This is a genomic window from Microbacterium hominis (assembly GCF_013282805.1).
Taxonomy (GTDB): Bacteria; Actinomycetota; Actinomycetes; order Actinomycetales; family Microbacteriaceae; genus Microbacterium; species Microbacterium hominis_B.
This window is the reverse complement of the sequence record NZ_CP054038.1, coordinates 769,041-792,677: the sequence shown is the minus strand read 5'-3', so window position 1 is coordinate 792,677 and position 23,637 is coordinate 769,041. Positions and strand designations below refer to the sequence as shown.

The 23,637-nt window shown below is 69.0% G+C and carries 24 protein-coding genes; 4 read left to right on the top strand and 20 right to left on the bottom strand.

All coding sequences use genetic code 11. The features are described 5' to 3' along the window. Positions 1-33 precede the first annotated feature (33 nt). Positions 34-1,083, top strand: a complete 1,050-nt coding sequence (locus HQM25_RS03405; protein WP_172988964.1) for a DUF4185 domain-containing protein — start codon at positions 34-36, stop codon at positions 1,081-1,083. Here HQM25_RS03405 and HQM25_RS03400 read toward each other — a convergent pair. The 9 genes from HQM25_RS03400 to HQM25_RS03360 form a co-directional block, all read right to left on the bottom strand. Next, positions 1,070-2,242: a GDSL-type esterase/lipase family protein gene (locus tag HQM25_RS03400; RefSeq protein ID WP_217275189.1), complete on the bottom strand. Its 1,173-nt coding sequence runs from the start codon at positions 2,240-2,242 to the stop codon at positions 1,070-1,072. The genes HQM25_RS03405 and HQM25_RS03400 overlap by 14 nt on opposite strands. Further along, positions 2,239-4,368, bottom strand: a complete 2,130-nt coding sequence (locus HQM25_RS03395; protein ID WP_172988963.1) for a hypothetical protein — start codon at positions 4,366-4,368, stop codon at positions 2,239-2,241. Before HQM25_RS03395 ends, HQM25_RS03400 begins: the two co-directional genes overlap by 4 nt. 11 nt (positions 4,369-4,379) lie before the next feature. Further along, positions 4,380-5,192 carry a carbohydrate ABC transporter permease gene (locus HQM25_RS03390; protein WP_172988962.1) on the bottom strand — a complete coding sequence of 271 codons (813 nt, stop codon included), beginning with the start codon at positions 5,190-5,192 and terminating at the stop codon, positions 4,380-4,382. A gap of 2 nt (positions 5,193-5,194) precedes the next feature. Continuing rightward, complete coding sequence (locus tag HQM25_RS03385; protein WP_172988961.1) at positions 5,195-6,136, bottom strand: carbohydrate ABC transporter permease; 942 nt, start codon at positions 6,134-6,136, stop codon at positions 5,195-5,197. A 5-nt stretch (positions 6,137-6,141) separates the two neighbouring features. Beyond that, positions 6,142-7,413 (bottom strand): ABC transporter substrate-binding protein, encoded by a 1,272-nt coding sequence (locus tag HQM25_RS03380; protein WP_254359532.1) that lies wholly within the window; start codon positions 7,411-7,413, stop codon positions 6,142-6,144. 163 nt (positions 7,414-7,576) lie between these two features. Beyond that, on the bottom strand, positions 7,577-9,394 hold the full coding sequence (locus HQM25_RS03375; protein ID WP_217275188.1) for a class I mannose-6-phosphate isomerase: 1,818 nt from the start codon (positions 9,392-9,394) through the stop codon (positions 7,577-7,579). Beyond that, positions 9,391-10,338, bottom strand: coding sequence for an ROK family protein (locus HQM25_RS03370; RefSeq protein ID WP_172988960.1), 948 nt, complete (start codon positions 10,336-10,338; stop codon positions 9,391-9,393). The genes HQM25_RS03375 and HQM25_RS03370 overlap by 4 nt, the downstream gene beginning before the upstream one ends. An 88-nt stretch (positions 10,339-10,426) precedes the next feature. Next, entirely contained in the window at positions 10,427-11,470 is a 1,044-nt protein-coding gene (locus tag HQM25_RS03365) for a LacI family DNA-binding transcriptional regulator (RefSeq protein WP_172988959.1), read from the bottom strand. 296 nt (positions 11,471-11,766) lie between these two features. Continuing rightward, positions 11,767-12,252, bottom strand: a complete 486-nt coding sequence (locus HQM25_RS03360; RefSeq protein ID WP_172988958.1) for an Lrp/AsnC family transcriptional regulator — start codon at positions 12,250-12,252, stop codon at positions 11,767-11,769. A gap of 113 nt (positions 12,253-12,365) precedes the next feature. Here HQM25_RS03360 and HQM25_RS03355 point away from each other — a divergent pair, with 113 nt between their 5' ends. Continuing rightward, a complete protein-coding gene (locus HQM25_RS03355; RefSeq protein ID WP_172988957.1) occupies positions 12,366-13,598 on the top strand; it encodes a trans-sulfuration enzyme family protein in 1,233 nt (410 codons plus the stop codon). Between the two features lie 130 nt (positions 13,599-13,728). Here HQM25_RS03355 and ccsB read toward each other — a convergent pair whose 3' ends face one another. The 6 genes from ccsB to HQM25_RS03325 form a co-directional block, all read right to left on the bottom strand. Next, a complete protein-coding gene (gene ccsB / locus HQM25_RS03350; RefSeq protein ID WP_172988956.1) occupies positions 13,729-14,787 on the bottom strand; it encodes a c-type cytochrome biogenesis protein CcsB in 1,059 nt (352 codons plus the stop codon). 4 nt (positions 14,788-14,791) lie between these two features. Continuing rightward, the gene (gene resB / locus HQM25_RS03345; RefSeq protein ID WP_172988955.1) at positions 14,792-16,582 is read right to left on the bottom strand and encodes a cytochrome c biogenesis protein ResB; all 1,791 of its coding nucleotides are present in this window, start codon (positions 16,580-16,582) and stop codon (positions 14,792-14,794) included. Beyond that, on the bottom strand, positions 16,563-17,447 hold the full coding sequence (locus HQM25_RS03340) for a cytochrome c biogenesis CcdA family protein (RefSeq protein WP_172988954.1): 885 nt from the start codon (positions 17,445-17,447) through the stop codon (positions 16,563-16,565). The genes resB and HQM25_RS03340 overlap by 20 nt, the downstream gene beginning before the upstream one ends. Beyond that, on the bottom strand, positions 17,444-18,058 hold the full coding sequence (locus HQM25_RS03335; RefSeq protein WP_254359531.1) for a TlpA family protein disulfide reductase: 615 nt from the start codon (positions 18,056-18,058) through the stop codon (positions 17,444-17,446). The genes HQM25_RS03340 and HQM25_RS03335 overlap by 4 nt, the downstream gene beginning before the upstream one ends. Further along, a complete protein-coding gene (locus HQM25_RS03330; RefSeq protein ID WP_172988953.1) occupies positions 18,058-18,687 on the bottom strand; it encodes a histidine phosphatase family protein in 630 nt (209 codons plus the stop codon). The genes HQM25_RS03335 and HQM25_RS03330 overlap by 1 nt, the downstream gene beginning before the upstream one ends. 68 nt (positions 18,688-18,755) lie before the next feature. Next, entirely contained in the window at positions 18,756-19,787 is a 1,032-nt protein-coding gene (locus tag HQM25_RS03325; RefSeq protein WP_172988952.1) for a DUF368 domain-containing protein, read from the bottom strand. A 79-nt stretch (positions 19,788-19,866) separates the two neighbouring features. Between HQM25_RS03325 and aspS the strand changes: the two genes are divergently transcribed. Continuing rightward, positions 19,867-21,225 carry an aspartate--tRNA(Asn) ligase gene (gene aspS / locus HQM25_RS03320; protein WP_172988951.1) on the top strand — a complete coding sequence of 453 codons (1,359 nt, stop codon included), beginning with the start codon at positions 19,867-19,869 and terminating at the stop codon, positions 21,223-21,225. A gap of 99 nt (positions 21,226-21,324) precedes the next feature. Then, positions 21,325-22,050 (top strand): tyrosine-protein phosphatase, encoded by a 726-nt coding sequence (locus HQM25_RS03315; protein ID WP_254359759.1) that lies wholly within the window; start codon positions 21,325-21,327, stop codon positions 22,048-22,050. 6 nt (positions 22,051-22,056) lie between these two features. Here HQM25_RS03315 and HQM25_RS03310 read toward each other — a convergent pair whose 3' ends face one another. The 5 genes from HQM25_RS03310 to HQM25_RS03290 form a co-directional block, all read right to left on the bottom strand. Continuing rightward, entirely contained in the window at positions 22,057-22,305 is a 249-nt protein-coding gene (locus HQM25_RS03310) for a glutaredoxin family protein (RefSeq protein WP_172988949.1), read from the bottom strand. A 32-nt stretch (positions 22,306-22,337) separates the two neighbouring features. After that, entirely contained in the window at positions 22,338-22,631 is a 294-nt protein-coding gene (locus HQM25_RS03305; protein ID WP_172988948.1) for a rhodanese-like domain-containing protein, read from the bottom strand. A gap of 100 nt (positions 22,632-22,731) precedes the next feature. Then, a complete protein-coding gene (locus tag HQM25_RS03300; RefSeq protein WP_003792170.1) occupies positions 22,732-22,830 on the bottom strand; it encodes a 30S ribosomal protein bS22 in 99 nt (32 codons plus the stop codon). Between the two features lie 82 nt (positions 22,831-22,912). Then, complete coding sequence (locus HQM25_RS03295) at positions 22,913-23,104, bottom strand: helix-turn-helix domain-containing protein (protein ID WP_172988947.1); 192 nt, start codon at positions 23,102-23,104, stop codon at positions 22,913-22,915. Between the two features lie 115 nt (positions 23,105-23,219). Beyond that, the gene (locus tag HQM25_RS03290; RefSeq protein ID WP_172988946.1) at positions 23,220-23,627 is read right to left on the bottom strand and encodes an ArsR/SmtB family transcription factor; all 408 of its coding nucleotides are present in this window, start codon (positions 23,625-23,627) and stop codon (positions 23,220-23,222) included. Positions 23,628-23,637: the final 10 nt, after the last annotated feature.

The window sequence follows — 23,637 nt, the reverse complement described above, 5'->3', positions numbered from 1 at the left end:
GCCGTCCGGGTCCGGTCGCGGGAGGAACCTGACATGACACTCACGCCCAGCAAGCTGGTCGCATCGGTACGCGACCTGGGGGTCCAGTTCGCCGGCAACGAAGTCGACATCACCGGCCAGGACGCCGTGACATCGATCGAACTCCCCGAGGGGGAGACGTTCTGGGTGTTCGGCGACTCGGTAGAGGGACCGTTCGACACGATCCGCGGCTTCGAACTGACCGACGTGCTCTCCAACACCGGCGCCATCGTCCCGCTGCAGGACATCGCGCACGGCGTCAAGCGATTCCGATATCTGGCCGATGGAAGCGGCACCCGCGCCCGCCAGCTGATCGGCTTCATCCCACCCGAGCACAAGTCCACGCAGCGCCTGTGGGCGATTCACGGCGTGCACACCGGTGGCCACCTCTACCTCTACTACCACCGCATCACGATGGACCCCGCTCTCGACGTGTTCGAGACGTTCACGCTCGACGGCATGGGTGTCGCGCGCGGCGATGCCGAACACCGCTTCGAGCGCCTCGCCGCTCCGGACGGCACGTACGAATGGTGGAAGGGCGACCAGCCCGGTTTCGGCGTCTGGGTCCAGCGGCACGGCGAGCACCTGTATCTCTGGGGCTCGATCCAGCCGGAATCCAAGTCGGCGGGCGACATGTACCTCGCACGCGTGCTCCCGGAACGGATCGAGGATCTGTCGGCGTACGAGTACCTCGTCTCCGCGCCCACCCTCGCTCATCCCGACCGCGACGTGCGCTGGTCCGAGACCTTCACACCCACCGCCTGCCTTTTCTCCGACGTCCCCAACGAGATGTCGTCGTCGTGGAACCCCCACCTCGGCTGCTTCATCTCGCTCACGACCTATCAACGTGACAACATCCTCGTGATCCGCACCGCGCCCGAGCTGACGGGCCCCTGGAGCGAACCCGAGGTGGTGTTCCGGCCCGAGCGCACGTCAGATGCGGCGCTGTTCAACGCCGGCAAGGAGCACCCGGAGTTCGCGAGAGACGGGGGCAAGGTCACCTACATGACCTTCATCGACTCGACGGTCTACAAGCCCCACCTCATCGAGATCACCTTCGCATAGGGGCGGCCTCGGAGAGGAAGGGACGCAGGACGCTCTGCACGAACCGCTCCCCGATGAGGCGCTGCACGTCGGGGCCCGGATGCAGGTTGTCGGGCAGTGGCATCGCGCGCGCGTCGTCGGGCCCGTAGAGCCCGAGCCCGTCGACGTACCGCAGGTGCGGGTCGGTGGAGCGGCGTCGCTCGACGACGCTCTCGATCGCGGAACGGATGCTCTGCAGCGAGAGCTTGCCGAGGGCGACATCGGCGTCGGTGCCCCCCGCGATCGACCACTCGTACGTCCGCGTAGGATCTTGGACGGTCGGCCCCGCAGCAGTCTCAACCGGAGCGCAGAGGATCGGAGAGATGACGACGATGGGAGTGGACGGGTGTCCTTCCCGGATCGTGTCGAGGAAGCCGTCGAGCGCCGGACGGAATGCCCGCATGCGCATCACGTCTCCGTTCACGAGGTTGATGCCGACCTTGAGCGTGATGAGATCTGCCGGACGGTCGCGTATCGTGCGCGCCGTGAACGGGTCGAGCATCGCGTTGCCGGAGAAGGCGAGATTCGTCAGATCGACACCGGTCGCGAGCGCCGCGACGACGGGCCAGGTTCCGGCGGTGCTGTCGGCGCGATAGCCGTGGCTGATCGAGCTTCCGTGATGGATCCAGCGCAGGGCACCGATCTCCTCCGCCGTGCGGACCGGTGCATCAGCGCGGAAGGCGCGGATCTCGACCGCGTCCGTATACGGCAGCCAGAGCTCGTAGTCGGTCTCGTGCCCCGGCAATCCGTCGAAGCGAACCGTGGATGCCGGGCCGTCGACGATCCGGCCGCTCGGGTCTTCGAAGCTGAACAGATAGCGCGACCCGGCGACGGCCGCCCCGAAAGCGACGACGACTCCACCAGAGGTCAGCTCGTAGGTGCTCGGCGGGAGTGCGACGTGCTCATCCGGCGCCATCCGGCGGGCCGAGACGTCGAGCTCGAGCGTCGTCGCGGCGGTGCGGAACGCGAGACGGATTCCGGCGGATTCCGCGGAGGTCTGCACCATGAACGTGTCGGGAACCTGCGCCCGCGCCCACGCCGGCAGGCGGTGCGGGAGGATTCCGTGCGCCGTGCGCTCGATCTCGACGGCCCCTCGCAAGCGCACCGCGCCGAGGTCGATCCCGCGCAGCTCGCCGCTCACGCGCGGTCGACCACCCGACCGTCGGCGTGCACGTCGACCAGACGCTCGCCCACCCGAAGGCCGCGAAGCACGGCCGACGGATCCATCTCCGCGACGCTGCCCTTCACGTCGGCGAGACCGTCGAGTCCCGGTTCAGCGCCGAAGAGCGATTCGATCACGAGCGCAACGTACGCTCCCGAAGACGAGCACGCCCAGTCGTTGATGTAGGGCAGCTGCGGGGGCGCCTTGCGCGCCCCTCCGTTGAGCAGCGGCTGCGCCTCTTCCACGAAGTGCGCCTGCCCGGGAGGGCCCTGGTTCGCCGTACGGGCGAGGCCCGGAAGCCAGTCCATGGCGACGTCGGCGCGCCCGAGGGCGACGAGCGCACGGGCGGCGTCTGCCGGCCATGCCGTGTAGGCGCCGTTCCATTGGTGGTCGGGGCGGACGCTGTACGACGCATCCGGGTCCCACGGCGACAGGGCGCGCAGCCATTCTGGCGTCTGCAGCTCGCGCTGGAAGAACGCGACCATCTCGCGGCGCATCTCCTCGCTGATGTCGTCCGCGATCGAGGTCCCGACGATGTTGAAGTCGTAGCAATGACGCACCGGGAGCCTCGTGCCGTCGGGCTGCCCGGCGGCGAAGAATCCTTCGCCCGGGAGGTAGAGGTCGAGGACGGCGGCGACGAGCTCGTCGGCCTCGGCACGCAGGTCGGCCGCGGCGGCAGCATCCCCTCGTGATTCCAGCGCATCCGCCGTGACGCGCAGGTTCCACACGTTCGCGGCGTTGAAGCTCGCGACCTCGTGCGTGTACGAGCTCACGCACTCCAGAAGATTCTCGATCTCTCCGTAGTCGGCGAGCTTCGACGACCGGCGGAGGCCCTTCCATGCGCGAGCCCAGAACCGGAGGTGGTCGAGCACGGTGCGACCGTCTGCCTGCTGTTCGTCGAGGAAGGCGTCGTCGCCGGTGAACCGCACGTAGTCGCGCACGAGCCGCGTCATCGCGTAGTCGTTGACCGAGTACCACTGCCCGACCGCCCCGCCCGTCAACGACGATGTGCCGAAGAGCGTGTGCGTGTCGCTCGCGATCCAGTGCGTCAGCTGGCGCTTCATCGCCGCAGGATCCAGGAGCGCGTGCGTGACCGAGCTCAGACTGAAGTCCCAGAGGAACGTGGTCGTGCCCCAGTAGTTGGGCATGAGGGTGTCGTAGCTGCGGCCGAGCACGTTCCCCTCGTAGTCGCGACGGAAATAGAGGATGCCGAGGATGCCCCACCAGTAGAGGCGGCGCAGCGCATCGGACGAGGTCTCGAGCACGGGCAGATGGCCGGAGAACTCGGGGTTGCCCGGGGTGACGGCCGCTTCGAGCTGCGCGTTCCAGTACTCTTCCGACGCGCTGATCGCCCCGGGAATGTCCGCCGCCACCGCGTCGAACACCCCGATGGCGGAGTCACGCGTGCGCCCGACCGCCTGCACGTAGCCGAACCGCGCCTCGCGACCTGCAGCGACCTCGAGCACGACGGTGACGTCGCCGCCGCGCCCCATGCCCCCGACACCGATCGAGAACTCCTCCGAGGTGGGGGCGACTCCGCTCAGACGCGCGGTCGCGGGTACGTCGACACCCTGCACGCTCCAGGCGGTGGCGCCATCATCGGCGAAGACGAGCCGTGCGCCATCGACGGCCGCCTCGTTCCGCGCATCCGGCGACTCCGCGGAGAGCCAGGCGCCACCGTGCGCAACCACCCGTGCCGCGAGGGAGAGCATGATCTCGACCGAACGGTGCTCCGACCCCGAGTTGCGAATTCGGACATCGATTGCCACCGCTGTCGTGCCGGGCACGGCCACTGTCGTCGTCTCGAGCTCGAGCCCCGGGAGGTCCGCGCGACGCACCACCCGGTCCGGACGCCACTCGTGCGTCACGGGCGCTCCGTACGACTTGAAGATCCGGCCGTCGACGAACGCGACCGCGGTAGCGGCGAGGCCCTGCGACACCGGCGGAAACTGGACCGCCGTGATCGACGTGAGGTCGTGATCGACCCTCACCGTGCCGAGGTTGTTGGTCAGGCCTGGAGGGGCCACCATGTCGTCGTAGTGATGCGTGACAGGGTCTGCCGAAAGATCCGCCACCGTCGGGATGTGGCGCGTCTGGGTGAGCAACGTGATGACTCCTAGTACTGCCCGAGCGCGAGACCGCGGGCGAAGAACTTCTGCGTGAACAGGAACAGGATGACCGTCGGCAGGGACACCAGCACGGCTGCTGCGAGGACGGTCGAGATCTGCGCGCCCCCGTATGTGCTCTGCATGCCGGCCAGCGCTGTCACGATCGGTCGGACCTCGTCAGACTGCGTGAGCGTGAGTCCCAGCAGCAGATCGTTCCAGATGAACGTCGCCTGGAGGATGAAGACAGCCACCAGAGCGCTCGAGGCCATCGGGAGATAGATCCTCGTGAAAGTCCGCCACGTCGACGCCCCGTCCAGCACCGACGCCTCGAACACGTTGTACGCGACACCGGTGAAGAAGTTGCGCATGACGAAGGCGGAGAACGGGATCGAGATCGCTGTGTACACGATGATCATGCCGACTTGTGTGTCGTACAGTCCCACGCGCGAGTACGCGTCGAACAACGGGAGCAGGATCATCTGAAGCGGGAAGATCGTTCCGCCGAAGATGATGACGAACCACATGAATCCGCGCTTGAGGCGCAGCGCCACGATCGCGTAGCCGGCGGCCGCTCCGACGACGACCGCGATGATGGGCGACACGACGGCGTAGATGATCGTGCTGACCACGCTGTCCGCAAGTCCGGAGAGCTGCAGTGCGTCGAGGATGTTCGGGAAGAGGGCGAAGCCGTTGGGAATCCACGCCTCGCCCGAGACGAACTCGGTCGGAGCCTTGCTCGCGTTGACGACGAGAAGATAGATCGGAAGGAGCCAGAACAGGCCCAGGACGATGAGGACCGTAGTGCGGATGATTCTGGACATGTTCACATCTCGTGCTTCTGGGAGAGCTGCTGACGGAGATACAGCACCGAGGCGACCAGCGTGACGACCGACAGGAACACGGCGATCGCGGATCCGAGCCCGTAGTCGCTGTTGACGAAGGTCTCGCGGTACATCGTGAGCGCGAGCGTCTCGGATGCACGGCCCGGCCCGCCACGGGTCATGGACAGGACGATGTCGAACGTCTTGAGGCTCGCGACGATCGAGAGACCGACGACGACAGCGGTGAGGGGGCGCAGCATCGGCCAGAGGATGCTGCCGAAGAGCCGGAGTCCGGTGGCGCCATCGACGCGTGCGGCTTCGAGCGGCTCCTTGGGGATGGACTGGAGCCCGATCGTGAACAGAAGTGCATTGACACCGACCCCCTGCCACGATGCGGCGAGGATCATCACGATCGTGTTCAGCGGAGCATCCACCAGCCAGCGCGGCGGGTCTGTGATCCCGAACACCTCGAGAGCCTGATCGAGCGCGCCGTTGGCGCTGAGGATGAACGACCAGACGACACCGACTCCGATGCCGGAGACCGCGTAGGGAATGAGGAACGGCAGCCGGAGCCACACGCCGCCGGGCAGATTCCACGTGAGCAGCGCGATCATGAGACCTACGCCCACCGGGATCAGGAGGGTCCCGACCACCCACAACAAGGTGTTCATCAGGGAACCGACGAACGCCGGATCCTCGAACATCTCGACGTAGTTGTCGATCCCGACCCACTCGGGCTCGCCCAGCCCGTTGTACTCGGTGAAGCTGAGGAACGTCGTCCACAGCAGCGGCAGGTAGAGGAGGACGGCGACCAGGAACACGCCCGGGGCGATGAAGCCCCGGGCGGAACCCTGATACGGCGTCCTCCGGCGGGAGGGCCGGCCCGAGCTCCGGGGGGAGACCCGGGCCGTCCGCTCCTGCTCAGGTGTCTGAAGGACGGCCATGCGGTTTACTCCTGGTCGGCCCAGTAGCTGTCCGCCTCGGCCTGGATGGCCTCGAGGAACGGCATGGGGTCGCCGGGGTTGGCATTGAACGCACCGAACTGCTCGAGCGCGACCGTGAGGATCGGCGTGGGCGTGGCCTCGAAGTAGCGCGTGACGAGTTCATGGCTGCCGTCGGCGACGGTCGTGCCGAGGTCGGACAGCATCGGGTCGTTCACGGTGGCGAGCGGGTTGAACGCGACATCGCCGCGAGCAGCGTTCCACGCGGTCTGTGCCTCGGGCGAGATCCACCACTCCGAGTACGCCATTCCGAGATCCTTCTGCGGCGAGTTCTCGGCGACGCACAGCGGGCCCGTCTCCACAGCGACCGGCGTCTTGTCGAGGCCGGGGTCGACTGCGGGGATGACGAACATGTCGTAGTCCTCGCCCGACACCATTCCCGCTCCGTCGAGCGAGCCGTTGAAGAAGGAGCCGAAGTTCATCATCGCGAACTCGCCCTCCTTCAGGCCCACGGCCGGGTCGATCGTGCTCCCCGCGTCGCTGAACCAGCCCTTCTCGTGCTGGTCGAGCCAGATGTTCATGATGTCGACGATCTCGGGGTCGGTGTACTTGACGTCGCCCGTCGACAGACCGCGGTAGAGGTCGGGGTCGGTGCCCGCGACAAGCTGCTGGAACCACTGGAACGTGAACAGGATGCTCGTCTGGTAGTACGGGGTGATCCCGGCCGCCTTGAGCGTGGTCGCCGCCTCGTCGAGCTCTTCCCACGTGGTCGGCTCGTCGATGCCCTGCTCGTCGAAGATGTTCTTGTTGTAGTACATCACCCAGTAGGCGATGTTCATCGGCACGCAGTACTGCTTGCCGTCGAACGTGTACTCCTTGCGCAGGTCCTCCGTCGCCCAGCCCTCGTCGACGGCCTTCGTCCAGAGGTCGGTCGTCTCTGCGACGAGCCCCTCATCGACGATCTGCTTCAGCGAGTCACCGGTGTGCCACGTGAAGAGCCCAGGGCTCTTCTGCGTGCGGAACGACTGCTTGATGAACGCGTCGTACTGCGCGGCATCCGAGTAGCCGGTCGTGTTGAGGGTGATATCGACGTCTTCCTCGCTCGCAGCGTTGAGCTCGTCGAAGTTCGGTTCCCAGGCGGCCTTGTCGGTGTAGAAATCGAGCGTGCCGGTCGTGGCGACGGCCTCGTCGCCGCCGTTTCCGGCCGAGCAGCCCGCGAGCAGCATCGTGGCTGCGGCGAGGGTTGCGATGCCCGCCCCGATCATGCGTCGTGACTTCACTGGAACTCCCTTGTCCTTGTTGGTATCGTTACCAACCCCTGACCAAGCTATCAACTCGAGTGAGTCGGCGCAAGGTCGGCGGCTGGCTGCGGCGGATGCCGCATTGCTGTGCTTACGTGTTGAGTTGTGGCGTGCGTGTTCAGTTGTTCAGGGCCGCCGACGCTCAGGCGTCACTCGACCTGGTTCCCCGCACGTAGGCCTTCACGGTTCCGAAGCGATCGCTGCGGGAGTTCGGCGTACGGCGGATGATGTAGGGCCCGACTGCCGCCGGGACGATGAACGTCTCGGCGTAGTGGACGGTGTACGGCGCGAATGCGTTGGTTGGGCTGACGACCTCGACTTCGTCGCCTTCCACCAGGTTGAGCACGTTGACCGTGCCCTCGGTGTCGTGGGCCGCCTCCTCGTCGAACCAGTGACGGCGGACCTCGATGAACTCGAGGTCGTGCAGGCCGGTGCGCTCTTCCACGAGACCCGGCTCGCGGTGCAACTCCTCGACCTGGCCGACGAGGTTGCGGTCGACCCACTCGGTGTCTCGATCCCACTGGATGTTCTTCGCACCGTGATCGATGTGCACGGGGCGCGGGACGCCGTCGAGACCGACGCGACCCCAGTCCCAGAGCTTGAAGGTGAAGATGTACGGCGTCGCCGAGATCTCGAGCACCATCGAGTTGGCCCCGGAGCAGTGCACCGTGCCCGCGGGGATCGCGAAGTGGTCGTGCTTGCGCGCGGGGTACGTGTTGACGTACTTCTCCGCATCGAACGGATGCTCGCCGTCCGTGGCGGCACGCAGCGCTTCCAGCATCTCCTGCGGATCGACGCCGGTCTTCACGCCGAGGTAGACGACGGCGTCATCCTCGGCGTCGAGCATGTAGTAGCTCTCGTCCTGCGTATAGGCCATGCCGAACGTGTCGCGGATGTACTCCGTGAGCGGGTGCACCTGCAGCGAAAGGTTGCCGCCACCCATCGTGTCGAGGAAGTCGAAGCGGATGGGGAACTCCGCCCCGAACCGCGCGAACGTGCGCTCGCCCAGCAGCGCGCGCGGCTGGCTCAGCACAAGGTCCATCGCAGGAATTTCCACCACGCGTCCGTCGGCCTCGAGCAGGAGCGAGTTCTCCTCGGGCACGCAATCGAAGCACCAGGCATAGTTATGGGCGGTCGGGTCGAGATCAAGCGTCGATTTCATCCACTGGCCGCCCCACACACCTGGGTCGAAGAACGGGACCACCCGTAGCGGAGCGGCTGTCGCTGCTGCGAGGGCGGCGCGGAAATCATCGCCGCGCACGGCACCTGCGCCCTCGAGGTCCGTGTTCCCGTCGACGACGAGGTCGATGCGGTCGAAGAGCGTGCGCTTGTGCCGGTCCGCCGTCCGCCACTCGACGAAGAACCCGCGCTTGTACTTTCGGAGCACGTCCAGGTCGCCGTTTCCGGCGCGCCAGTTCGATGCGCCGGCCCGCTGGCGCTGCTGGATCTCCCACCGCGCCATATCCACGAGGACGAGAGCATCGGCGGCCCGACCGGCAGCGAGGTCGGCGCCCCATCCCACGACCACGGTTGGTGCGGTGCGGGCGTCGACGCGCTCGCGAAGCGCAGCGAGGCGACCGGCGTCGTAGAACTCGTCGATCGTGAAGTGGCTCATGACGCCGAACACCCGGTCGTCGGTCAGATTCCGGTCGATGAGCGTCTGGATCTCTTCCGGGGCTGCGGCCGCAGCCTCTTCGATGTCGATGACCTCCACCTCGGGGATCGCGGCGCGGATCCGCTCGATGATCCCGACAACGTCGGCACCCGGGTACACGTCGACGGCGACAACGGGATTCGCCGTACGCGCCGAGGCGATCTCCATCGCCGCGCGCCACGCGTCGTCACCGACCAGGATGCGGCTTCCCTCGGGCAGCGGGACGGTCGGCAGCTTCACGTAGCTGCTCCGATCGTCGAGCACGTAATCGTCGAGCGAGACGCCCCGCGAGTCGACAGTTGTCATTGCCGTCCTTCGTTGGTGTTATCGGAATCCATGTCGGCGGCCAGTGCGGCGATACCGCGGAGAACCGACGTGGAGGGGGCCTCGGGTACGACGAAACGTGGTCGGTACGAGGAGGACCAGAGGTTCTGGTGCACGATCCCGCGAAGTGCGGGGAGGATCACGCCCGCCGAGCGCATCACGCCGCCGGTGACGACGATGACCTCGGGATCGAACGCGTGGCAGTGCGTGACGACGGCGGCCGCCCAGACAGCGATGTACCTGTCGAGCAGGGATGCCGACTCTGGCTCCTCTCGCGTCTCGATGAGGTCGCGGATGCCGATCGACCCGGCAACGGACAAGCGCTCCGACAGCACCGGACCCAAAGCAAGACGACCGGCCTTGGCATCGGCGCTCAGCGCCCACGTGCTCGCGATCGCCTCGGCGCATCCGATGTTCCCGCACGCGCATCGCGGTCCCGATACGTCGACGGTGACATGACCGCCCAGGATTCCTCCGTGCCCGTGACTTCCGCGCACGACGCGTCCGTCGACAACAGCCGCGGTGCCTATCCCCGTTCCGAGGACGATGAGGGCAGCATCCCTCGCCCCCCGAGCACTGCCGTCGGCGACTTCTCCGATGAGTGCCGCACGGGCGTCGTTCTCCACCGCAGCGCCGCAGCCGAACTGCTCGACCGACCACGCGGACAGGTCGACATCGTGCAGATCGCCGTATTTCCCGTGCGCCGCGAGCAGTCTGGTGCCCGTCGGGTCGATGATCCCAGGCACGGCGATTCCGGCGAAATCCGGTCGGTGGCCCTCCAGCAGCACATCAAGGCGGCGAGCCACTGCCTCGAGGTCGACGCGGCCGCCGACGATCGGAGCTTCCTCCGCGGCGACCATGCGACGCGACTCGAACACGCCGAGCTTGACGGCTGTGCCTCCGAAGTCGATCGCAGCGATGCGCATGGCCTGCCCTTCCCACTCGTCGCGGATCCTGTTTTGGTAACGTTACCATACTCCAGAGTCTCGACGACCGCAACGCCCAGGTGGGCAATCACGTGTGTACGGCAGCTCCGAGGCGGACCGGCATCTCGACGAGCCTCGACGGGCCCTGTGCGCGCTCGCTCTTCTCGAGCCTCGAGAGCAGCAGTCGGGCAGCCTCCCGACCGAGCTGTCGTGCGTCATGGTCGACGATGGTCACCGGCACGGGCATGACCTCGGCAAGCTCGAAGTCATCGAAGCTGACGATCTCGGGCATCTCGGCAGCGACCGCGCCCTCGCGAAGTCGTCGACCGATCTCGCGGAGCGCTCCGATGCTGTTCCGGTTGTTCGCGCTGAAGATCGCGGTGGGCGGCGAGTCGAGGTCGAGGAGCCGCCTGGTCGCCTCGCCGGCGGATGCGGACGCAGCATCCTGGTGCTCCCGTACGACCAGTTCGGGATCGAGCGCGATGCCGCGCTCGGACAGCGCGCGGGCGTAGCCTTCGTACCGGCGTCCGCCCGTGAAGGCTGATCCGACATTCCCTAGGTATCCGATGCGGGTGTGACCGGAGTCGAGGAGCGCGAGGGTGCCCCGGTACGCACCGCCGACGTCGTCGAGCAGCACAACGTCGACGTCGAGTCCATAGATGCGGCGGGAGGCGAGCACCAGTGGCATGTCGCCGAGCCGCTCCGGCAGCAGATGGTCAGTGGAGCCGCCAGCGGGAACGAGGATGAGCCCCTCGACCTGGCGACCCTTGAGGTCGGCGACGAGCTGACGTTCCCGCGCCGACTCGCCGCCCGTGTTGCCGAGGATGATGCGGCGTCCCGTCTCGGCGACGACTTCCTCCACCCCGAGCGCGAAGTTCCCGTAGTACGGGTTGCCGAGATTCGTGATCGCGACGCCGATGAGGCCGCTCGACTGGCCGGGCCGCAGGCTGCGCGCGTTCTCATTGCGGTGGTAGCCGAGCTCTCGCACCGCGGCGTGCACCTTCTCCTGCACATCCGGTCGAACGTTCGCGCCGCCGGCGAGGGTGCGCGACACGGTCATCGGACTCACGCCGGCGTGGCGCGCGACCTCCTTGACTGTTGGCTTCTTACCTGTCCCAGCAGTGTCGGCCATAGCGAATCCCTCTCCCGCGAGGCGGTTGACGCCCGTGAATGCTATCGGGCCGCCGATCGGGTCCCGCCACATGGCGCGGGACTCGAGACGTCGTTGCGTGCCAGCCTCTTGATAACGTTACCGCTATCTGGGCCTCGCAGACGCACACACCTGGCGCCCCGTTTGCCACCCAGGAAAGGCTCGCCCCTTCCGGCGCTGGGCTGGTCGCCCACACAAGGTGTTGCCGCTGGACGTTGCCACCGGCGGCATCACCAGCTTCCGCACTTATCTCATCGACAAACTCCGCGTGCTGCGGCTCAGGCGAGCATCCCGGCCCCGTCTCGCAGCTCGAAGACCAGCTGCGTCTCGGTCGCCCGCACGATCGCGTGCACCGTGATGTGCTCGAGCACGATGTCGCGCAGCGCCGTGGCATCCTGCACCGCGACGTGCACGAGGAAGTCGTCCATGCCGGCGACGTGGAACACCTGCAGCACCCGCGGGGTCGCCACCAGCGCGTCGTAGACCGCGCGCACGCCCTCCGGGGTGTGGTTGCCCAGCCGCACGCGGATGATCGCCTGCAGCGGCAGGCCGAGGGCGGCTCCGTCGAGGCGCGCGCGTGTGTCGCGGATCACGCCGCGCGCGCGCAGCGCCCGGATGCGGTGCGCGCACGTCGACTCCGCGAGCCCCAGGCGCTGGGCGAGCGCCTTGTTCGTCGTATCGGCGTCGTCGCTGAGCGCGCGGAGGATGGCGACGTCCACGTCGTCGAGGTCGTCCGCCCAGTCCGAGCCCTGCGTCTTCGCCAACGTTCCCTCCGATTCGCGAGCTGTCTTTGCTCACTCCTGCAGAATCACAGTCGATCACTGCCGAAAACGCAAGGTGCGGCATCCATTCTTGCGATCCGTGAGGGAATGTCGGCATGCTCCACACTCCCCCTCTGCACCCCGACACCCGCGCCGTGCGCTGCGGACGCGACGACCTGGCCGCGCTCGGCGTGCACGCGCCGCCCATCGACCTGTCGACCACCAACCCCCTCCCCGATGTGGAGCTCGGCGGCGATTCGTACGAGTCGATGGCCCTCGGCGGGCGCCCGCGCGAGGGCGGGTCGGTGTACGCGCGCCTGTGGAATCCGACGGTCGCGCGGTTCGAATGCGCCCTCGCCGAGCTCGAGGGCACCGAGACCGCCGTCGCTTTCGCGTCGGGGATGGCGGCGATGACCGCGGCCGTGCTCGCGCAAACGACCTCGGTCGGCAAGCCCCATGTGGTCGCGGTGCGCCCCCTCTACGGCGGCACCGACCACCTCCTCGGCGCCGGTCCCCTCGGCGTGGAGACGACCTTCTGCGAGCAGGACGAGGTGGCCGCGGCGATCCGCCCCGACACGGGCCTGGTGGTGCTCGAAACCCCCGCGAACCCGACGCTCGAACTCGTCGACATCGCCGCCGTCGTGAGTCAGGCGGGCGCGGTGCCCGTGCTCGTCGACAACACGTTCGCCACTCCCCTGCTGCAGCAGCCCGTCGCGCTCGGCGCCGCGATGTCGCTGCACAGCGCGACCAAGTACCTCGGCGGGCACGGCGACGTGATCGCCGGCGTCATCGCGTGCGACGAGACGACCGCGGAGGCGCTGCGCCGCGTACGCGCGATCACGGGCGGGCTGCTGCACCCCCTCGGCGCGTACCTCCTGCACCGGGGCCTGTCGACCCTGCCGGTGCGGCTGGAGCGCCAGCAGGAGAGCGCCCGCCGGATCGTGCAGTGGCTCGTCGACCAGCCCGCCGTCGCGCAGGTGTTCTATCCGGGGCTCGACGGGGATCCGCACGGGATCCTCGAGCGCCAGATGACCGGCACCGGGGCGATGATCGCCCTCCGCCTGCACGGCGGGTTCGCCGCCGCGGCACGGGTGCTCACCGCCACCCGGCTGTTCACGCACGCGGTCTCGCTCGGCGGCGTGGACTCGCTCATCCAGCACCCCGCGGCCCTCACCCATCGCCCCGTGCCGCCCGAGGCGCGGCCCGACGCCGACGTGCTGCGCCTGTCGATCGGTCTCGAAGACGCGGGCGATCTCATCGCCGACCTCGCGGCCGCCCTCGCGGCGTGCGTCGATGATGTGGATGCCGCGCCCGCGGCATCCAGCCCCGATCTCGTGTCTGCGCACTGACGCCGATCGGGGCTCGTGTCACGCTGAATCAACACATCGGGCCCCGAATCCACACCCGCGCGAAGGCGGGATTGTGGACTCGGGGCCCGAAGTGTGGACTCGCGCCCAGGGGTTCGCGCGCGGAGCGGGCTCAGCTCAGGCCGCTGTAGGCGTGCAGGCCCTTGAAGAACATGTTCACGATCGTGAAGTTGAACAGCACCGCGGTGAAGCCGATGATCGACAGCCACGCCGAGCGTGCGCCGCGCCAGCCGCGCGTGGCGCGCGCGTGGATGTAGCCGGCGTAGAGCACCCAGATGACGAAGGTCCACACCTCCTTGGTGTCGAAGCCCCAGTAGCGGCCCCACGCGTCGTTGGCCCAGATGGAGCCGGCGATGAGGGTGAACGTCCAGAAGATGAAGCCGATGATCGCGAAGCGGTAGGCCAGGGACTCCAGCGCGTCGGCGCTCGGGATCGTGCGCAGGAACCCCGGGCCCATCCTGCCCGTGCCCTCTGCCGAGCCGGCCCCGACCAGGATCTTGCGCTCGCGGCGCGCCTGCATGAGCTGCAGCACCGAGAGGCCGAAGGCCAGGGCGAACAGGGCCGTCGCCAGCGACGCGACGAAGACGTGGATGACCAGCCACACGCTCTTGAGCGGGTCGGCCAGCGGCACGACCTCGACGTAGAACGCGAGGGTCGCTCCACCCAGCAGCACGACGGTGAGGCCGGTGATGAGCGAGCCGAGGAAGCGCAGGTCGAAGCGCACCAGCGTCGCCAGGAACACGGCGACGATCAGCAGCGTGCCGGTGAGGGCGAACTCGTACATGTTCGACCACGGCACGCGCCCGGCCGCGATGCCGCGCGTGATGTCGCCGGCGAGGTGGAAGAGGAAGGCGAGCACCGTCAGCGAGGTGCCGATCCGCGCCCACACGAGCCGCGGGCGCTTCGCCGTCGGTGCGTCCAGCGTCGCGTCGGCGGCGGCCTCCTGCGCGCGCAGCTGCGCGACGGCGGTGGTGGATGCCGCGCCCGCGGCGGCGCCGACGAGCTCACGTCGACGCGAGGCTGAGGCCGCGGCATCCCTCTCGTCGATCGCGAGCGCGGAGCGGTGCGCGAGGTCTACCGCGTAGGCGATGAACGCGAGCGCGTAGATCGCGATCGCGGTCCAGACCAGGAGCACCGAGACCGAGTCGAGGCTGAGGGCGGAGTCGGACATGGCGTCAGTCTACTTTCGCGGAGGATCGGGGCTGATCAGCGGAGGAATCTTCGGCGGCCGGAAGCATCGCGTCGAGCGCGGAGCCGTGGCGCTGCGCGACCTGGTCGACGGCATCCATCAAGGTGGGGTCCTCGCCGCGGGCGAGGCCGGCGTACTCGACGCGCACCTGCGAGCCGTCGGCCTGCACCTTGACCCACATGCGCCGACGCGGCACGAACAGCCCGGCGAGCAGACCCGCCGTGGCCAGCAGCGCGAACACGAGCACCCAGGTGGCGGCGGCGTCGCGGTGGATCGAGAGCGACACGTAACGCTTGACCGACTCCTCGTAGCCCTCGGCGCCCGCGGGCGACTCGTCCTCGAAGGTGATCGTGCCGAAGCCGTCGGGCAGCTCTGTCGTCTCGCCCGGGGCGAGCTCGATGGCGTCGACGTCGGTGCCGCGGCCGGCGAGCTTGGTCATGTCGGTCGGGTCGAGCGTGTACACCGAGCGCGGGGTGCCGCCGTCGATGCCGAGGTCGCCCGAGTACACGTCGAGCGAGAGCACCGGGTTCACCAGCGCCGGGTAGGCCGAGGTGAACGCGCCGGTGGTGAGCGGCGCCTGGGTCGGGTAGAAGAAGCCCACCAGGCCCAGCTGGTCCGACAGCCCGTCGGGCACCTTCACGACGCCGAGCGAGGTCATGTTGGTGTCCTGCGGGAGGAAGGGCACCGACTCCGAGAAGACGACGTCGCCGTCTGCGTCGCGGATCGTGATCGTCGGCGCGTAGCCGTTGCCCATGAGGTAGATGCGGTCGCCGTCGATCTCGAGCGGGTGGTTGACGCGCACGTCGCCCTCGACGGGATCCTCGCCGGGCTTCTGGGTGGTCAGGTGAGCGACGAAGTCCCCCGCCTGCCCGGCGGCGTTGGACCCGGCCGGCTCGTAGGTGACGGAGAACTCGTCGAGCGTGAGCGCGTACGGCGACAGGCTGTCCTCGTCGACGAAGCGTCCCGGGTTGAACGAGGCGTAGTCGAGCATCGTGTTGACGAAGGTGCGGCCCTCGATGATGACGCTCTGGCCCGTGTAGGTGAACCCGCCGCCGAGGCCCACGGCGATGAGCACGCCCACCAGCGACGCGTGGAAGACGAGGTTGCCGGTCTCGCGGAGATACCCCCGCTCGGCCGAGACCGACAGGATGCCGCCCCGGTCGTACCGCTCCACGCGGTACCCCGCCTTACGCAGCTGCCGCTCGGCGAGATCGGCGGCGGTGGCCGCGACGTCGTCGGCGTCCTCCGTCTCGCGTGTGAGGGAGCGGTACGCGTCCAGGCGCTGCAGGCGGGCGGGAGTGCGCGGCGGCCGCGAGCGCAGCGCCTTGGCGTGGTGCTGCGTGCGCGGGATCACGCAGCCGATCAGCGACACGAACAGCAGCAGGTAGATCGCCGAGAACCAGGGCGACGTGTACACGTCGAACATGCTCAGCCCGTCGAGCACGGGCGCGAGGTCGGGGTTGTCCTGGAAGTACTGGGTCACGCCGTTGGGGTCGGCGCTGCGCTGCGGAACCAGCGACCCGGGCACCGCCGCGATCGCGAGCAGGAGCAGCAGCACCAGCGCGGTGCGCATCGAGGTGAGCTGACGCCAGCCCCACCGCAGCCACCCGACGACGCCGAGCGCGGGCTGGGTGATGGATGCCTCGCCCGCCGCCTGCGGCTCGTCGGGGTCTGCGGGCGCCGGCGCGGGGGCCGCGTCGGCGTGGTCGGTCGGACGCAGCGGGTCGGTCGCGGCGCCCTCGTCGAGCGCGGCGTCGTCAGATCGGGAGCGGGACACTCGCGAACACCCCCTGCAGCTGCGACATGATGGCCGTCCAGATGCCGGTCACCATGAGAAGGCCCAGCACGATCAGCACGACGCCGCCGATGATGTTCACGACGCGGATGTGCCGGCGCAGGAACCCGACCGAACGGGTCGCCCAGCCGAATCCGAGGGTGAGGAGCACGAACGGGATGCCGAGCCCCAGCGAATACGCGAGGCCGAGCAGCGCGCCCCGGCCGGCCGAGCCGGCGTCGAACGACATGCCGAGGATGACGGCGAGGGTCGGGCCGATGCACGGGGTCCAGCCGATGCCGAGCGCGACGCCCAGCAGCGGGGCGCCGATGAGCCCGAGGTTGCCGCGCACCTGCGGACGCAGGGTGCGCTGGGCGAGGCCGAACACGCCGATGAACACGAGGCCCATCGCGATGATCACCACACCCAGCACGCGCGTGATGATGTCGGCGTACTCCAGCAGGAACCGGCCGAGCGTGCCGCCGAGCATCGCGACGCTCATGAACACGACGGTGAACCCGGCGATGAACAGCAGCACCCCGAGCAGCAGGCGGCTGCGGGTGGGGGCCGTCGCGGTCGCGGTGGCGGCGGGCGAAGCATCCACTCCCCCGGCGTTCGTGACGGGTCCGGAAACCGGAGAACCCGCCGCTTTCCGGACGCGATCGCGCGAAAAGTCCGAAATGCGCCCGGAACTCCGAAGTTCGGGCGCGGAAGCCGGCCGCGGCGCGACAGCACCGCCGATGAAGCCCAGGTAACCGGGCACGAGCGGCAGCACGCAGGGCGAGAGGAACGAAATGAGGCCGGCGAGCACCGCGATCGGGATCGCGACCAGCAACGACCCGTCGGCGACGAGTGCGCCGGGGTTCACGACTCCTCCAGCGCGTCGCGCACGAGGGAGGTGAGCACCGACGCGTCGGGGAGCTGCCCGATGATGCGCGCCGCGACGCGGCCCTCGGCGTCGAGCACGAGGGTGGTGGGCACGGCGTTCAGGGGCGTCTGGTCGGCGAAGGCGAGCTTGATCGAGCCGTCCTCGGTCGCCAGCGCACTCGGATAGGTCACGCCGTACGTCTCGGCGAAGGCGAGCGAGGCCTCCGCGCCGTCGTAGATGTTCACGCCGAGGAACGACACGTCGTCGCCCGCGAACGCCTCGTGCGCGGCCTCGAGCTCGGGGGCCTCCACACGGCAGGGCGCGCAGCCCGCGTACCAGAAGTTCACGACGAGCACGTCGCCGGCGTAGTCGTCGCTCGACACCGTGCCGCCGACATCGAGCACGCCCTCGAAGGCGACCGGCTCGCCGCGCTCGGCCTCGGGCACCTCGACCACGCGGAAATCACCGGCGATGAACCCCTTGTTGTCGCCGGCGCGGTACTGCTCGGCGAGCGGGTCGTTCGAGCAGGCGACGAGCCCCGCGCCCAGGCTGAGAACGAGAAGAGTGGATGCCGCGGCCCGCAGCCGCGCCGACATCGACGTGCGACCCATCACACCGCCCCCACGTCCACGGCGCCGGCGGTCGTCGCGGGCTCCGCGTAGGCCACCTCGGTCCACTTCCCGTCGGGCATCTCGAAGCTCGTCACGCTCGACAGCGCGCAGCGGCGCTCCCGCGGGTCGTGGCGGGAGGGCCGGCCGGTGACGGCGAGGTGGGTGATCCAGATGGGGAGCTGGTGCGACACGATCACGACGTCGCCCGAGTCGACCGACTCCCACGCCTGGGTCATGGCGGCGTTCATGCGCGCGATGACCTCGCCGTACGGCTCGCCCCAGCTGGGGAGGGCGGGCTTGCGAAGGTGGCGCCAGTTCCAGGGATTCACGAGCGCCTTGACCATGCGGCGGCCTTCGAACACGTTCGTGGGCTCGATCACGCGCTCGTCGATGCGCGGGTCGACGTCGAAGATCTCGGCGAACGGCTCGGCCGACTCGCGCGTGCGCTCCAGCGGCGAGCAGACCAGCGCCGAGACGGGGCGCTCGAGGCTCTGCACGTACTCGGCGGCCTGCCGCGCCATGCGGCGCCCGTCGACGCTCAGCTGGTAGCCCGGAAGCCGACCGTAGAGCACGCGGCGGGGGTTGTAGACCTCTCCGTGGCGCACGAGATGAAGGCGATCGGCGGGCACCCGATCAGTCTACGTGGGCGTCATCTGTGCGCCCGCTGAGCGAACGCTGTATGCGACGCGACGGCGGGTCAGCGACCGGCGCCGACGCGCTCGGGCTCGTCCGCTCCGCCGGCCTCGACGGCCGCCGCGGTGGCGCGACGGTGGATGCCGCGCTCGACCAGCAGCAGGCCGAGCACGATCGCCGCGCCGAGCACCGCCAGCAGGATCGGCCCCGCGATCGGGTCGTAGGGCGCGGCGAGTTCGCCGATGCCGTGGTCCTCGCCCGCCGGGTGGGTCTGCCACGGCCACAGCGCGCGCAGCGAGCCCAGCATGAGCCCGGCCATCGCGAGCAGCGTCAGACGGCGGAAGCGGTCCAGCAGGAATTTCATGACGCGCACGATCGTCACCAGGCCCACCAGGGCGCCCGCGGCGAAGACGCCGAGATAGGCGAGGTCGCGCTCGTCGACGGCGAGGAGGGTCGGCGAGTACAGGCCGATCGCGAGGAGGAAGAACGACCCGGAGACGCCGGGCACGACCAGCGCGCACACCGCGATCGCTGCGGCGATGAACACGAACCACAGGGGCGGCTCGACCACGAGCGAGCCGGCGGCGAAGTCCACGGAGGCGTAGGCGGCCACAGCGGCGAGGGCGAACACCGCGAATCCCGTCAGTCGCGCGCCGATGCCGCGGGATGCCCGGGGCACGAGCTGGAGCGGGACGACGATGCTCGCAGCGACCAGACCGAAGAAGAGCCCGCGGGACAGCTCCGGGCTGCCCGAGACGAGGCCCTCGACGAGGCCCGCGAGAGTGAGCACCATGGCGCCCATGCCGACGATCACCGGCACCACCAGCATCCACTCGACCCGGCGCATCTCGGCGGCGAAGCCCGCGCGACGGTCGGGGCCGAAGACGAGACGCTTGACGGCGGAGACGATCGCCGCCGCCGCGTCGATGAGGCGCTCGTACACACCGGTGATCAGCGCGATCGTGCCGCCGGAGATGCCCGGCAGCAGCTCGGCGAGGCCGATGAGGCCGCCGCGGAGGGCGTTGAGGAGGATCGGGAGCAGACCGCCCCGCACGGGAGCGGTGGAGACAGGCGGCGTCGCGGAAGGCGTCGTCATGGACCCGAGGATACGGCCTCGGGCCTGGGCGAACCGTGCATGTCACACAGTGTTCACACGCCACCTAGACTTGACGACCGTGAGTGAACGCGTTCTCGTCCAGCAGCTTCAGGGTCTTGCCGACGGCCCGGTGTCCGTGTCCGGGTGGGTCGAGACCGTCCGCGATCAGAAGAAGGTGCAGTTCGTCATCCTCCGTGACGAGACCGGCGCCGTGCAGCTGGTGAACCCGGCGACCCGGCCGGTCGACCCCGCCGCGGCCGTCGAGCCCGCCGCGCCCCAGGACCCCGCGGCGCTCGCCCTCACCGACCTCATCTCGAACCTGTCGACGGGCACCTTCCTCACCGTGACGGGCGACCTCAAGCACGACGAGCGCGTCAAGCTCGGCGGCGTCGAGATCAAGATCGGCGCGCTCGAGGTGGCCGCCGCGGCCCTCCCCGAGACCCCGATCGCCGCCGATTCGGGCCTGGACAAGCGCATGGACTGGCGCTTCCTCGACCTGCGCCAGCGCCGCAACAACCTGATCTTCCGCGTGCAGACCACCCTCGAGCACGCGATGCGCACGTACTGGATCGAGCGCGACTACATCGAGGTGCACTCCCCCAAGCTCATGGCCTCGGCGTCGGAGTCGAACGCCGAGCTGTTCGAGGTGCCCTACTTCGAGGAGAAGACGGCCTACCTCGCCCAGAGCCCGCAGTTCTTCAAGCAGATGGCGCAGGTCGCCGGCTTCGGCAAGATCTTCGAGATCGCGCCGGCGTTCCGCGCCGACCCCTCCTTCACCTCGCGCCACGCGACCGAGTTCACCTCGATCGACGCCGAGATCAGCTGGATCGACTCCCACGAAGACGTCGCCGCCATGCAGGAGGAACTCCTGGCCACGGCGATCGCCGCCGTCAAGGAGAAGCACGGCGCCGAGATCGAGGAGCTGTTCGGCCTCGAGGTGCAGGTGCCGGCCATCCCGTTCCCGCGCATCCCGCTCGCCGAGGCGCGCGAGATCGTGAAGGCGCGCGGGTACGAGATCCCCCGCACCGACGGCGACCTCGACCCCGAGGGCGAGCGCCAGATCGCCGCGCACGTGCTCGAGACCTACGGCCACCAGTTCGTCTTCATCACCGACTACCACCCCGAGATCCGCGCGTTCTATCACATGCGCAACGAGGAGACCGGGCTCACCAAGTCGTACGACCTGCTGTTCAACGGCGTCGAGATCACGACCGGCGCGCAGCGCGAGCACCGCGTCGACGTGCTCATCGAGCAGGCCAAGGAGAAGGGCCTGGAGCCCGAGCACCTCGAGTTCTACCTCGACTTCTTCCGCTACGGCGCCCCGCCCCACGGCGGGTTCGGCATGGGCCTGGCCCGGGTGCTCATGCTCCTGCTCGGTCAGGAGTCGATCCGCGAGGTCACCTACCTCTTCCGCGGCCCCACGCGCCTGGCCCCGTAAGCCGCGTCCACCCGCGGCTCTCCTCGCCCGGGTGCGGAAGCCCGCCCGCGGGCTCCCCGGGCGTGCCCCGACGTGTGCCAATAGGCTCGACGCGTGGACATGCTCGACGGGACCTTCAACTTCCGCGATGTGGGCGGGCTGCCCGCCGGCGAGGGCCGCGTGCGCCGCGGAGTGCTGTACCGCTCCGATGCGCTGGGCGGCCTCACCGCCGCGGGGCTGGAGATGTTCGCCCGCACGCCGATCGGCACGGTCGTCGACCTCCGCACGCAGGAGGAGGTCGACCAGCGACCCGACCGCCTTCCCGGTTCGCGCGAGATCGAACTCGTGCACCTCCCGCTTCTGGAGGGCATGGCTCGGGATGCCGCAACCCGCGTTCCCACCCTCCCCGGCCTCTACCGGCAGATGGCCGCGCACGCCGGCGGCACGTTCGCGCGCATCGCGCAGTACCTGACCGCCGAAGTCGACGGTCGGCCCGAGGCGGTGCTGGTGCACTGCACGGCCGGCAAGGACCGCACGGGCATCGCCGTGGCCGTGCTGCTGGATGCCGCGGGCGCCGACCGCGACGCGATCCTCGAGGACTACGCGTCGTCGGGCCCCAACCTCGCGGGCGAATGGGCCGAGAGCATGTTCGCGCGCGTGCGGGCGATGGGCGTGGAGGTCACCCCCGAGCTGGAGGTGCTCCTGGCCGGCTCACCCGTCGACGCGATCGACGAGGCGCTGGGGTGGATCGACCGCGAGCGCGGCGGATCGGCGGCCTACCTGGCCGCGAGCGGGCTGTCGGAGCCGGCGCTGGAGACGCTGCGCGCCCGGCTCATCGATTCCTGAGCGCGGTCACGCGTCGGCGAGCGCGGCGCGCAGCCGGTCGGGTGACACCCGCCAATGCGCGTGGAGGTCGCCGTCGATGAGCACGACGGGGATCTTCTCCCACCACTGCGCGTAGAGACGCTCGTCGTCGAGGATCGACAGCTCCTCGACGTCGATGGCGTCTTCGGGCAGCTCTGCGACGACGGTCTCGACGACCTCGCGCGCCACCTCGCACAGGTGGCAGTCGGGCTTGCCGATGAGAGTGAGGGTGGTCACCCGTCGATCATACGGAGACCGGATGCCGGATCTCACGCCTCGAGCGGGTAGCCCGCCGCGATCCACTCGTCGGTGCCGCCCTCGACGTTGCTCGCCTCGTACCCGCGGGCGGCGAGGGCCTGCACCACGCGGGCGGAGCGGCCGCCGACTTTGCAGATGACGTCGAAAGGCCCCTCGGGCAGCTCGTCCAGTCGCGCGCCGATGGTCGACATCGGGAGGTTGACCGCTCCGGGCACGTGCCCGGCGGAGAACTCATCCTCTTCGCGCACGTCGATCAACGGCGTGTCGACGCGGGCGTGGAGCTCATGGACGGTGATCTGCTGCATTCGCTGCCTTCGGTGCCTTCGTATCGGGGTCGCCGGCGCATACACGAAGCGCCCCCATCGACGGGCGTACCTGTCGGGGGCGCTTGGTGTTTCGTGCCGCTTACTTCTTGTTGCGGCGCTGGTGGCGAGTCTTGCGAAGCAGCTTGCGGTGCTTCTTCTTCGCCATGCGCTTGCGGCGCTTCTTGATGACTGAACCCACGGAAAACCTCGCTATGTCAGGGGTCTGGGCGCGGCTCGTGCGCGCCCGGGATCGGGCAAATGGAAAAATGCCTCGGACCAGTCTAGCCGACGTCGGCGATAGGGCGTTGCATCGCGTCGACGACGGCCGATTCCGGCACGCGATAGCTGCGGCCGAACCGCACCGCGGGGAGCTCCCCCGAGTGCACGAGTCGGTACACGGTCATCTTCGAGACCCGCATGAGCTCGGCCACCTCGGCGACCGTCAGGAAGCGCACATCAGGCAGCTCTGCCATCTCGGTCCCCTTCCGCGTGTGCTGCTGCTGGCCACTTTAGGGCGTCTCCGGGACGCGTGTAAACAGGTGTGACGCGTGGGAAAGCCGGGGGGAGACGGCCCACGCGGTCTCGGCCTCAGCGACCGGGGAGCTTCTTCAGCGCATTGCCGAGCTTGTACTTCGCCGAAGCGGCCGCCCGGCCGACGACCTCGGCGGCGTGCGCCGCAGAGTCGGGGAGCGACGAGGCGGCCGCCATCGCGGCATCCTCCCCCTCGCCGAGGAAGGGGACGAGCCAGTCGTCGACCTCGTCCAGCGGCGCCGCCGACAGGCTGTAGTAGCGGTGCTGCCCCTCCTCGCGCACGGTCACGAGGTGGGCCTCGCGCAGCACCTTGAGGTGCTTGGAGACGGTGGGCTGACTGGCCCCGAGCTCGTGCACGATGTGCGACACGCTCGTGCCTCTTTCCCCGGCGGTCGCACGATCCAGGAGTATCCGCAGGATGTCGCGGCGTGTGCCGTCTGCGATCACGTCGAAGATGTCCGCCATGGGTTCAGAG